The organism is Glutamicibacter endophyticus (assembly GCF_048457885.1).
Classification (GTDB): Bacteria; Actinomycetota; Actinomycetes; order Actinomycetales; family Micrococcaceae; genus Glutamicibacter; species Glutamicibacter endophyticus.
The window spans coordinates 957,943-969,693 of sequence record NZ_CP174200.1; the positions used below are offsets into that span (position 1 = coordinate 957,943).

Genomic DNA, 11,751 nt, shown 5'->3' on the forward strand with positions numbered 1-11,751 from the left:
AGATAATGAATCGGTGAGCATTCTTTCCCCCGTTAATTCCCAGTCGTCGCAGCGCCCCGGCACCGTGCAGTTGCCTCCGCTGAAGCTGGGCAAGCACACCATCGATACTCCGGTGGTCCTTGCCCCCATGGCAGGTATTACCAACCGTGCCTTCCGACGGTTGTGCCGTGAATACGGTGGGGGAGTGTACGTGACCGAGATGGTCACCGCCCGGGCCCTTGTGGAACGCAATACCGAGTCCATGCGCATCATCTCCCACGATGACGACGAGGATCTGCGCTCAATTCAGATTTACGGTGTCGACCCGAATACCGTGCGCGCCGCCGTGCGCATGGTCGTCGAGGAAGACCGGGCCGATCATATTGACCTCAATTTCGGCTGCCCCGTGCCGAAGGTGACCCGTAAGGGCGGCGGTTCGGCCCTGCCGTGGAAGACCGACCTGTTCACTTCCATCATCGCTGCGGCCACGGAGGAAGCAGCCAAGGGCGATGTGCCACTGACCATTAAGATGCGCAAGGGCATCGACGAGGATCACCTGACGTACTTGGAGTCGGCCAAGATTGCGCGCGATCACGGTGCGGCAGCAGTAACCCTTCACGGGCGTACCGCCCGCCAGTATTACTCGGGCAAGGCAGACTGGTCTTCCATTGCTACCTTGCGTGAGGCTCTGCCGGACATCCCCGTACTCGGCAACGGAGATATTTTCAGCGCCGAAGATGCCCTTGAAATGGTCAAGCAGACCGGAATTGACGGAGTGGTGGTTGGCCGTGGTTGCCAGGGCCGCCCGTGGCTTTTCGGTGACCTGCAGGCAGCCTTCGAAGGACGCGAGGAACGTTTCCGCCCTGGCGTGCGCAAGGTCGCCGAAACCGTTTACCGTCACGGTGAACTGTTGACCGAATTCTTTGAAGATGAGGGCAAGGGTATGCGTGATATTCGCAAGCACATTGCCTGGTACTTCAAGGGATACCCGGTGGGCGGCGAAATTCGTGCCCAGCTGGCACAGGTTCCTTCCCTCGAACGGTTACGCGAACTGCTCAACGAACTTGATCTCGATTTGCCGTATCCTGGTGCGGCTGCCGAAGGCACTCGTGGTCGAGCCGGAACTCCGAAGAAGACCCACCTTCCCGATGGCTGGTTGAACTCCCGAGAGATGGCCGAGGAACACAAAGCCATGATCAAGGCCGCCGAACTGGACATCTCCGGTGGATAACGGTCACCGGCAGCTAGCGGGCTGACTAGACTTGAAACATGCCCGAGCTTAACGGTTATACCGAGGCCGATCAGGAACGTTGGGTTCCGGAACCGGCCAAGAAGTCCTACCGCACCGCCTTCGAACGCGACCGCGCCCGTGTCCTGCACTCCTCGGCGCTTCGACGCCTTGGCGCCAAGACCCAGGTGGTGGCCCCGTACTCGGATGACTTTGTCCGCACCCGGCTAACCCATTCCCTCGAGGTGGCTCAGGTGGGCCGCGAACTAGGTGCCGCCCTGGGCTGCGATCCGGACGTGGTGGACACGGCCTGTCTCTCGCACGATCTGGGCCATCCTCCCTTCGGCCATAACGGGGAAAAGGCGTTGAACGAGCTGGCCCGTGACATCGGTGGTTTTGAGGGCAATGCTCAGACCCTACGCTTGCTGACCCGCCTCGAAACTAAAACGTTCCGTCATAACGGGCGGTCGGCCGGACTCAATCTTTCTCGTGCTTCGTTGGATGCCGCCTGCAAGTACCCCTGGCTGCGCGAAGATGCGCCGGTGGTCAACGGCAAACAGAGCAAAAAGTTCGGCGTCTACACCGACGATCATCCGGTCTTTGCCTGGTTGCGCTCGGTGCCGGAAGCAACGGACGGCCGCGTGTGCATGGAGGGGCAGGTGATGGACCTCGCCGACGATATTTCCTACTCGGTTCATGACGTCGAGGACGCCATCGTCGGTGGCCGGCTTCAGCTACGCTGGCTACGAGACGAGGCCCAGCGAAGCAGGGCCATTAGCGTGACTCGCGATTGGTACCTGCGCGAGACCAGCGAGGATGATATCGACCGCGCCATGCGGCGGCTTGAAGACTTCGCCGAGTGGGTGCCTCATGCCGACGGGTCGCGTCGTTCCATGGCGGCGTTGAAGGATATGACTAGCCAATTCATTGGTCGGTTCTGTCAGGCCGCTCTGGATGCAACCCGCGCCCAGTACGGCCAGGGTGAGCTGACGCGCTATAACGCGGAACTAATCATCCCCGAGGAAACGATGCAGGAAATCGCGGTCATGAAGGGCATCGCCGCGACCTATGTGATGACCAACGAGGAGCGCCAGCCGCTGTACCAGGGGCAACGGGTGTTACTAGCCGAACTGGTTGAGCTCTTGGTTGGAACGCACGATAAGTACCTCGAGCCGATCTTCGCCGCCGACTGGCGTGACGCTGCCGATGACGCTGCGCGGCTTCGCGTGGTGATCGATCAAGTCGCTTCACTCACCGATGCGTCGGCCAAAGAATGGCATGCGACCCTGGTCAAGGGAGAGAGCTTCACCGAGAAGCTCTTTTAGGTGGTCCGCGCCCGATCAGGATGCGGTACACATCTCGTATCCGCGCCCGTTGGTGCGGAGCGTAAGTTTTTAGAATGGGGAGTATGGCCGGGCTGATTAAACGAGAAGATATCGACGAGGTGCGTAACCGCACCGATCTTCGTGAAGTCGTCGAATCCTATGTCACGCTCAAATCTGCGGGCATTGGGTCCTTTAAGGGCCTCTGCCCCTTCCATGATGAGCGCAGCCCGTCCTTTCATATTCGCCCGCAACTTGGGACGTTCCACTGTTTTGGCTGTGGCGAGTCCGGTGATGTCATCGCCTTCGTGCAAAAGATGGATCACTCGACCTTTAGCGAGACCGTGGAGATGCTCGCCTCCCGCATCGGCTACGAATTGCGCTATGAAGATGGCGGTAGCGGGCCGAATAAGGAGGAATACGGCAAGCGTCAGCGTCTGCTGGACGCGCACAAGGTCGCCGAAGAATTCTTCCGCTTCAACCTCAACAGCGAGGAAGCCGCCACAGCACGGGAGTTCCTTAGCGGCCGTGGCTTTGACGCGGCGGCAGCCACACAGTTCTCCGTGGGCTACGCGCCGAAGGGTTGGGACTCACTACACAAGCACCTACGTTCCAAGGGCTTCATCGACGATGAGTTGAAACTTACCGGGATGTTCTCCGAAGGAAATCGCGGAATCTATGACCGTTTCCGTGGTCGCCTCGTGTGGCCAATTAAGGATCTCTCCGGAGCCACGATCGGTTTCGGTGCGCGCAAACTCTACGAGGATGATCAGGGGCCCAAGTACCTCAATACCCCTGAAACCTCCCTGTACAAGAAGTCGCAGGTGCTCTACGGCATCGATCTAGCCAAAAAGCAGATCTCCAAGAACCGGCAGATCGTGGTGGTCGAAGGCTACACCGATGTGATGGCGTGCCACCTAGCCGGCATTACCACGGCGGTCGCTACCTGTGGCACGGCCTTCGGTACCGACCACATCAAGATTGCCCGTCGCTTGCTCCAGGACGACGGGACCGGCGGCGAGGTGATCTTTACCTTCGACGGCGATGCGGCCGGTCAGAAGGCGGCGCTACGTGCGTTCTCCGAAGACCAGCGCTTCATCGCCCAGACCTATGTGTGTGTCGAACCGACCGGTGCGGACCCATGTGATTTGCGCCAGCATCGCGGTGATGAAGCGGTACGAGAGCTCATCGAACTCAAACGACCGCTCTTCGAATTCGCCATTCGCGCCGAGCTGAAGAAGTTCAATCTCAACACCGTCGAGGGTCGAGTTCAGGCACTGCGGCAGACCGCGCCGATCGTGGCTGAAATACGTGACTCGGCAATCCGCCCTGCCTATAGCCGTGAGTTGGCTGGCTGGTTGGGTATGGCCAACGAGGACGTGAACCGTGCGGTGGGCGCGGCCATCAAACGTGCCAAACTGCCCAAGGCCGCGCCGCAGCACCAGCACCCGGCGCCGGAGAGCCCGGAGGTAGCTGCCCCGGCTGGGCCCGTTTTCGAACGGCCCGACTTCCGAGATCCCGTCATGCGTCTTGAACGCCAAGCTCTAGAAGTGGTGATTCAGCAACCGCAACGTTTGGGGAACGAGCAGTGGCAAGCATTCTATGAAGCGCGATTCATGGCGCCTGCGCATTCGGCGATTCACGACGGAATCGTCTCTGCCAGCGCGGCCGGGGCCTCGGCCGCCTCATGGGTGGAAGTAATCCGTGACGAGGTCCCGGAGCAACTACGTCCCTTTGTTTCAGAACTAGCCGTCTCCGTAATTCCTGCCCCCGATGAGGACACGCTCGCCCGCTACTGTGCGGATATCATCAACGGGCTCATTGAGTTGCAGATCACACACCGCAAGGCGGAGCTAATCGGGCGTTTGCAGCGCGCCGAGATGGACCCGACGAGCGAAGAATACGTGCAGATCAACCGCGAATTGATGGAACTCGAGACGCGTCGCAGGGTGCTCCGGGGGACCTAACCGTTGGATTTTGGAATCCACCAAGGTTCGTGTAAAGTATTATCTCGTTGTGATCCTCCATAGCTCAATTGGCAGAGCATTCGACTGTTAATCGAAGGGTTACTGGTTCAAGTCCAGTTGGAGGAGCTTACTAAGGCCCCGATCCTCATCTGAGGATCGGGGTTTCTGCATTTAATCTGTATTCTCTGGGGACATCGGTGACAGTTCTACCTCAAGACATCAGTGACACATCCAAGATTTAAGTGGTGACACTTCCCAAGGATATTTAACGCTTTCAACCACACAGCCCACCAGCATGCCTAAGCATGCAGGTGGGCTGGTGAACTGGAAAGTGTGAATAAAAATGATCCAGTCAATTCGACGATACGCCTAGCCATCGCGCAATGGCCAGATGACGCACCTCGCGGTGCCGTCACATTGTTCTGCCAAGAACACTCAATCACCAGGAACACGTTCTACAAGATCCTCAAAAGGGCATGAACCCAGGGAATCGATAGCGCGCTGGAACCATTGTCTCGTCGTCCAAGAACCTCGCCCAACGCAACAACTGAAACCGTCAAAGACCAAGCCGTCGCGGTACGCAGAGCCTTGGAAGAAGCAGGCTGGGACCACGGGCCGATCAGTGTGCATGACCGCATGCACCGACTGGGTATGAATCCGCCTTCCATCGCCACACTCGCCAAAATTTTCCAGGAACGCGGACTTGTGGTTCCAGCACCTGAGAAACGGCCGCGGTCATCATACAAACGCTTCCGATACCCCATGCCCAACGCGTGCTGGCAACTCGACGCCACAGAATACAGGCTGGAATACGGGCGAAAAATCGTGGTGTTTCAACTCGAAGATGACTACTCCCGGCTGATGATCGCATCCCTAGCAGCCAGGAGTGAGAACAGCGATGACGCCTTGAAAGTCTTCAAGAACGGCGTCGCTAAGCACGGAATACCTCAACGGCTACTAACAGATAATGGGGATGCGCTGAATCCGATTCGTAAAGGTATCACCAGTCAACTGGTCGCCTACGCCAAAAGTTTGGGCGTTGCAACGATCACCAGCCGTCCGGCTCGGCCCACCACGCAGGGAAAGAACGAGCGGGTGCATGGCACGTTATTCAAGCGGCTGAACAAGCTTCAGTACGCCAATAACCTCACCATGCTGCAGGAACAACTCGACGAGTTTGACCAGTACTACAACCACGAACGAACGCACCAAGCTTTGGAAGGGCGCTGCACCCCTTATCAGGCTTACACTTCCATGCCGGTTGCCGCCCCACCAGACCTAGAAAACGCGCAGAAGCACAGCACGAAACCACGTGCTCATTTCTCTGAAAGAGAGCAGACTGCGCAAGAGGATACCGTCGGAGAAGCTACTGCTGTTCCCGTATCAGAAGTGTCCGCACCTACCGCACCGCCGCGGCTGCATTCAACTTTGCATGCTGCGCAAATCGGGGAATCTGGGGAGCAACAGATGAAGATGAACAAGAACAATTGCTTGGTCATCGACGGGACCATGCTCTACTTCAGCAAAATAATGCGCAACGCCATCGTCTGGGTGCGTTGGGGTAATGATGAATTACTGGTGGTATCGCAGCAGGGTGAACTTGTTGCTAAGTATGTGTATCCCTTTGAGACGCAACGGAAATATATGGGTTTGAAGGACGCGTTGGTGAAATTCCAGAACGGTTCCCTCGACGAGTAGTGTCACCGATGTCTAGAGACATCGAGTGTCACGGATGTCTTCATACGGTTTTGTCACCGATGTCTCCAGACATGACAGACATCTTTTAAAAATTCGTTCTCCCGTTTCACCTCCGCGAGTTCTTTGCGTAGCTGCTCGTACTGGGCCCAATCCACCGGTCCGTGGTCCTCGTGCTCAGTTTCGGGGTGTTCGGCCCGGCAGGCCCTAACCCAGCTCCCGAGGGTCCTTTCGTTGATGCCCAGGGAGTTGGCGACCTCGATCAGGCTTTTGCCTGAGCTGATGACCAGCTCGACTGCTTCGGCACGGAACTCCGGGGTGAACTTCTGTCGTTTGGACATGCACTCATTTTCCTACGAACGCGTGTTTCACAACATCATGACAGCTCAAACTTGTTGCAACCGCCTTGGTAACTTGTTGTTGATGCTGAAGTGCTACTGAAGCTAAGCAAAATCGGGCGTCCCACCCGTGGTGGAACGCCCGATTGGTCTGATGTGCTAGTAGTGGATGAAACTTGCTCGCCCCCTCTGTTTGGAACGTGCGATCTAGTTAGCTTTGCGCCGGTACAGTGCGGTGGCTGCAAGATACGCGACGAGTAGGATTCCTATGAGCCAGACGATGGCATAGCCAAGTTCCTGGCCCACCGGTTGCTGATCGAAAAGTGAGCGAATCGAATTCACGATGGCTGTGACCGGTTGATGATCGGCAAACCAGGCCACGGGCTCAGGCATTGAACTCGTGGGGACGAACGCCGAACTGATAAATGGCAGGAATATTAGTGGATAACTAAACGCGCTAGCTCCGTCCACCGTTTTCGCGGTGAGCCCAGCAATAACCGCGACCCACGTAAGAGCCAACGTGACCAAAACTAGCAGGGCGAGCACGGCCGACCAGGCGCCGAACGAGGCACCGGTCCGGAATCCCATGAGCAGGGCCACACCAATGACCAAAGCAACCGAGATCATATTCGACACCAAGGAAGTCAGCACATGTCCCCAGAGCACGCTGGATCTTGAAATAGGCATGGACCTGAAACGTTCCAGTACACCACCTTGCATGTCGAGGAAAAGCCGGTAGGACGTGTAGGCGATACCGGACGCGATGGTGATCAGGAGAATTCCGGGCAAGAGATAGTCAACGTAACTACCGTCGGTGCCGGTGTTGATGGCACCGCCGAAAACATACACGAACAGCAACATCATCGCGATCGGCGTGATCGCTGTGGTGATGATCGTGTCCGGGCTACGCAGGATATGACGCAGCGAGCGGCCCGTAAGCACTCGAGTGTCGGACAAGGCTATGGTGCTCATGATTAGTTTCCTCCTGTCGAAGAGTTGGTACCGACGAGAGCCAGAAAGACCTCTTCGAGACTTGGTTCCTTCTCGACATACTCCACCGTGCTTGGAGGCAGGAGCGCCTTGAGCTCGGCGAGGGTACCGTTCTGGATGATGACCCCCTGATGCAAGATGGCGATGCGATCCGCCAACTGTTCTGCCTCATCGAGATATTGAGTGGTCAGCAAGATTGTCGTCCCGGCGGCCGCCAACTCCCGCACGGTATCCCAGACCTCACTTCGAGCCTGCGGATCAAGACCGGTGGTTGGTTCGTCGAGGACGATGACACTGGGATTGCCAATGAGGCTCATCGCAATGTCGAGCCGCCGTCGCATGCCACCTGAATAGGTTCCAGCGCGACGGGCTCCGGCCTCGGTCAAGGAAAAGCGCTCCAGCAGCTCGTCAGCCAGCGCACCAGGATTTGGCATGCGGCGCAGTTTGGCGATGAGGACCAAATTCTCGCGCCCGGTCAGTACCTCATCAACGGCCGCGAATTGCCCGGTGAGACTCAGCGATTCGCGCACCTTGGCCGGGGCAGACTGGGTGTCGAAACCATTGACCTGAGCTGTGCCCTCATCGGGCCGGAGTAATGTGCTTAGGATGCGGACGAGGGTTGTCTTGCCTGCGCCGTTTGACCCTAGCAAAGCGAAGATGCTGCCGGGTTCGACGCGAAAGTCCACTCCGCGGAGTACTTGAAGATCCTTGAAGGATTTTTCGATCCCAGCGACTTCAATCGAGCCGGCGGTCAAAGTTGGTGACTTCATGACTATTCCTTTTTCGTTTCGTCCGCGGCCGCGTCGATGCTCTTGGTCAGCCGTGCGCGTTCCTTATCGATCCAGCGCTGACCGCCGTAGGCCTGAGTAAACTCTTCGGCGAATTCCACCGGGTCGTCTCCCACGATGTCGCGGATTGGTGTGTTGTCGGCGGCTGCAGCCTCGAGCAGGTCGGCGAGGTCAGAAAGCATTGTGCAGAGGGTGTCCGAGTCGGTGATTCCACCTTGGTACATGAAGTACCGCTGCAGCGCCTTACCTGAATTCGCATAAGGCGCAGGCAGAGCCTCGATGCGAGCGACGTTTTGCTTGTACTGCTTCTTCTGTTCGAGCGATCCGGTGAGCGCTTCGATCCATTTTGCGGCCATGATTAGTTCTCCTTGAGTTGGTTGGTGGTGTGTGGAAGTTGTTCAATGCGTGTGACTAGCTGGTTCCAGGTTTCCCAGAAATCGGCCAGCTGTTGGCGGCCCACGTCATTGAGCGTGAAGACTTTGCGCGGAGGTCCCTTTTCGGAGGGAACCTTCTCCACGGCGACGAGCCCTTTTTGCTCGATTCTTACCAGCAGGGCGTAGATCGTTCCTTCGGCGATGTCGGTGAACCCGCGTTCACGTAGTTCGGCGGTGATCTCGTACCCGTAGGCTGATTTCTTGGCGAGAATCGCCAAGACAATGCCTTCGAGCGTGCCCTTGAGCATCTCAGTCATTTGAGTTCCCACGGGTCGGCTCCCTTCTACTTAGTGTTGCTGACTACAAGTAGATAGTAGAACTAAGTAGCGGTAGTTAGCAATACTGAATACTAAAAATTTTTCCAGCAGGTTCGGGGACCGCTGTGTGCAAGCAGGTTGCGCCCATGTCAGTTAGCAGTATGTGAGTTCGAGTTTTTGCAATCGATGAAGCGGCCTGGCCAGATGCGCTGGCGTGGCGACACGCGGTTCGCTCTCGGCCTCAATCTTGAGCGTGGTGCGCAATCGCTTCGGCGGAGGCGGTACTTGGATCGGGGGTGGGGGACGAAGGCGGGGTATATGCTTCGTGCATGGCGCATAGCGAGGTTATCGACTGGTTGCTCGATTCTGACCCGGCTATTCGATGGCAGGTTGAGCGTGACTTACTTGGCGCGAGTGAATCGGTGTGGAAGAAAACTCGAGCGGCCGTGTCGACGTCGGGTATGGGTGCGCGCCTGCTTGCTCAGCGGGGCGATGACGGCCTTTGGGCCGGTGGCCCGTTCTTCCCTGCCGGGTGGGACATGGAGGGCGGGGGGCCGCAACCGTGGACTGCGACAACTTGGGTGCTGAAAGATCTTCGCGAGTGGGGTGTCGCGGCCAGCGCCTTAGGTGACACCGCGCACAAACTCGAATCGGTCACGTGGGAGTATGACGATCTGCCCTATTGGGGCGGGGAGGTGGATGTCTGCATCAACTCGTGGACCTTGTCCAACGGTTTGTGGTTAGGGGCCGACGTCGACGGAATCGTGGAGTGGTTCCTCGAGCATCAGCTCGACGACGGTGGATGGAACTGTGAGTGGGTGGACGGTGCGAGGGTCGGGTCTTTCCACTCGACACTAAACGCTCTGATCGCATTGCTGGACTATCAACTGACAAGCGGCGATACCAAGCGCGTGGGTGGCGCTCGCCGTGCTGGTGAAGAATACCTGCTGCAGCGTGAACTGTTCCGGCGCCGATCAACTGGCGACACGGTGGGGGACTGGGCCTTGAGCCTCGCGCACCCTCGCAGGGCCTACTACAACGTACTTGCCGCGGCCGATTACTTCCGTGCGGCCGCTGGGGCGGATAAGAGTGCTCCGGATCCACGTATGCGCCGGGCCATAGCTCATATTCGCTCGCTACAACAGCCTGACGGTCGATGGTTGCAAGGGCATCGGCTGGCCGGCGATGTGTGGTTTCACCAGGATATTGGGAAGGGTGAGCCCTCGAAGTTCGTCACTTTGCAGGCATTGCGGGTGCTTGGCTGGTGGGATGCTCAAACTCCCGCTCACGGGTAGAGCTAGGTACAGGTAAGTCGTGTGACTTTATGCCATGTACGTCTATCGGTTCTTAGGTCAACGCTCGAGTCTTTGTGCCGTGGTGCTACGAAGCCCCAGAGGTGAGATGAGGCTCCGTAGCGTAGCGATGTTAGCCCTCTAGCAATTTGGGGCTACCTGCGTTCCTGCTCCTCGGGTGCGCAGGGTGAGGTCGGTGGATCCGCTGACGGGGCACTGGCTTGGTGCGCAGGCCGACCCACCGCAACCGGTCGCGCAGCCCGCGGCTTCGGGTGCCGATGTGCTAGGAATATTCTCCGGAGTGACGAGCTCACGCCCCTCGCTGCCAAGTACGGTGTAGCCGGCGTCACGGATCATTTCGAGATCGCGACGCGCCTCTTGCCCTTCGCTCGTCAGATAGTCGCCCAGAAAGAGCGAATTGGCGACCTGTAACGCGGTTGACTGCAGGGAACGCAAATGCATTTCACGTCCTCCGGCCATGCGAAGTTCGGTGGAAGGGCAGGCTAGGCGTACCAAGGATAGAATTCGTAGACAGGCCAAAGGCGTCAGTTCCCACTGCCCTTCAAGTGGAGTCCCGTCAAAAGGCATGAGGAAGTTGACCGGGATGGAGTCGACCTGCATTTCGCGCAGGGCCAGAACGGCTTCGACGAGTTGTTCGTTGCTTTCGCCGAGCCCTGCAATGAGGCCCGAGCAGGGGGAGAGTTCGGCCTGTTTGGCCTTGGCAACGGTGGCTACGCGCTCGCTGTACTCGTGGGTGCTGCAGATCGACGGATACATCGATTCAGAGGTGTTGATGTTGTGGTTATAGGCGTCGGCACCTGCCTGGTGCAGGCGCTGGGCCTGGCCTTCCTTCAAAATGCCAAGGCAAGCACAAACCTCGACTTGAGGGTGTTCCTCTTTGAGGTTGCTAATCATGGTGGCCACCCGATCCACGTCGCGGTCCGAAGGCCCCTTGCCGGAGGCGACCATGCATACGCGCGAGGCGCCGGCTGCAATTCCCAGGCCGGCTTGATGGACTGCCTCGTCGGTCTTGAGCCAACTGTACTTGAGGACCTCGGCCTTGGAACCTAGGCGTTGGGAGCAATAGGTGCAATCCTCCGGGCAGAGCCCCGACTTGAGGTTGACCAAGTAATTGACCTTGACGGTATAGCCGAAGTGCTTATGGCGTAGCCGGGCGGCCGCATGCACGAGCTCAAGAGTTTGTGCATCCGGTGTCTGCAGAATCTGTAGTGCTTCCTCGGTGGTGAGCTGATGGCCTGCGTCGATTCGTTGCGCAAGTTGCCACGGGTCAAGAGTCTGCGCGGGTGAGTTGTCGGCTGCAAGGTGCATCTCGGAAGGCGCCTTTCGTCGGGTCGGTTGCTGCGCTGTTAGGTGACTTGAACGCTGTTCAAGTCACGGCCTGTTGTCACTCTACACAGAATGCCGCCCCAAGGTGAACACTGTTCAATGATATTGCAATGT

Annotated in this window: 9 protein-coding genes, 1 tRNA gene and 2 pseudogenes; 6 read left to right on the plus strand and 6 right to left on the minus strand. The window is 58.0% G+C overall.

Annotated elements, in window-relative coordinates; all coding sequences use genetic code 11:
* Positions 1 to 19 precede the first annotated feature (19 nt).
* The 5 genes and pseudogenes from dusB (at position 20) to ACJD00_RS04585 (ending at position 6,194) form a co-directional block, all read left to right on the plus strand.
* A complete protein-coding gene (gene dusB / locus ACJD00_RS04565; RefSeq protein ID WP_418909303.1) occupies positions 20 to 1,210 on the plus strand; it encodes a tRNA dihydrouridine synthase DusB in 1,191 nt (396 codons plus the stop codon).
* Positions 1,211 to 1,248: 38 nt separating this feature from the next.
* Complete coding sequence (locus ACJD00_RS04570; RefSeq protein WP_418908684.1) at positions 1,249 to 2,532, plus strand: deoxyguanosinetriphosphate triphosphohydrolase; 1,284 nt, start codon at positions 1,249 to 1,251, stop codon at positions 2,530 to 2,532.
* An 83-nt stretch (positions 2,533 to 2,615) separates the two neighbouring features.
* A complete protein-coding gene (gene dnaG, locus ACJD00_RS04575) occupies positions 2,616 to 4,496 on the plus strand; it encodes a DNA primase (RefSeq protein WP_418908685.1) in 1,881 nt (626 codons plus the stop codon).
* A 53-nt stretch (positions 4,497 to 4,549) separates the two neighbouring features.
* Positions 4,550 to 4,622: transfer RNA gene (locus tag ACJD00_RS04580), tRNA-Asn, on the plus strand.
* Between the two features lie 207 nt (positions 4,623 to 4,829).
* Positions 4,830 to 6,194, plus strand: a pseudogene (locus ACJD00_RS04585) (DDE-type integrase/transposase/recombinase).
* Positions 6,195 to 6,256: 62 nt separating this feature from the next.
* Here the strand turns inward: ACJD00_RS04585 and ACJD00_RS04590 are convergent.
* The 5 genes and pseudogenes from ACJD00_RS04590 to ACJD00_RS04610 all read right to left on the minus strand — a co-directional run.
* Positions 6,257 to 6,532 (minus strand): annotated as a pseudogene (locus ACJD00_RS04590) (transposase); the annotation flags it as partial.
* Positions 6,533 to 6,736: 204 nt separating this feature from the next.
* Entirely contained in the window at positions 6,737 to 7,501 is a 765-nt protein-coding gene (locus tag ACJD00_RS04595) for an ABC transporter permease (protein ID WP_418908686.1), read from the minus strand.
* A 2-nt stretch (positions 7,502 to 7,503) separates the two neighbouring features.
* Positions 7,504 to 8,289 carry an ABC transporter ATP-binding protein gene (locus tag ACJD00_RS04600; protein WP_418908687.1) on the minus strand — a complete coding sequence of 262 codons (786 nt, stop codon included), beginning with the start codon at positions 8,287 to 8,289 and terminating at the stop codon, positions 7,504 to 7,506.
* 2 nt (positions 8,290 to 8,291) lie between these two features.
* On the minus strand, positions 8,292 to 8,663 hold the full coding sequence (locus ACJD00_RS04605; protein ID WP_418908688.1) for a DUF1048 domain-containing protein: 372 nt from the start codon (positions 8,661 to 8,663) through the stop codon (positions 8,292 to 8,294).
* 2 nt (positions 8,664 to 8,665) lie between these two features.
* Positions 8,666 to 9,010 carry a PadR family transcriptional regulator gene (locus ACJD00_RS04610; protein ID WP_418908689.1) on the minus strand — a complete coding sequence of 115 codons (345 nt, stop codon included), beginning with the start codon at positions 9,008 to 9,010 and terminating at the stop codon, positions 8,666 to 8,668.
* Between the two features lie 317 nt (positions 9,011 to 9,327).
* Between ACJD00_RS04610 and ACJD00_RS04615 the strand changes: the two genes are divergently transcribed.
* The gene (locus ACJD00_RS04615) at positions 9,328 to 10,293 is read left to right on the plus strand and encodes a squalene cyclase (protein WP_418908690.1); all 966 of its coding nucleotides are present in this window, start codon (positions 9,328 to 9,330) and stop codon (positions 10,291 to 10,293) included.
* A 138-nt stretch (positions 10,294 to 10,431) separates the two neighbouring features.
* On the opposite strand, the gene bioB is transcribed toward ACJD00_RS04615, so the two are convergent.
* Entirely contained in the window at positions 10,432 to 11,619 is a 1,188-nt protein-coding gene (gene bioB / locus ACJD00_RS04620) for a biotin synthase BioB (protein WP_418908691.1), read from the minus strand.
* Positions 11,620 to 11,751: the final 132 nt, after the last annotated feature.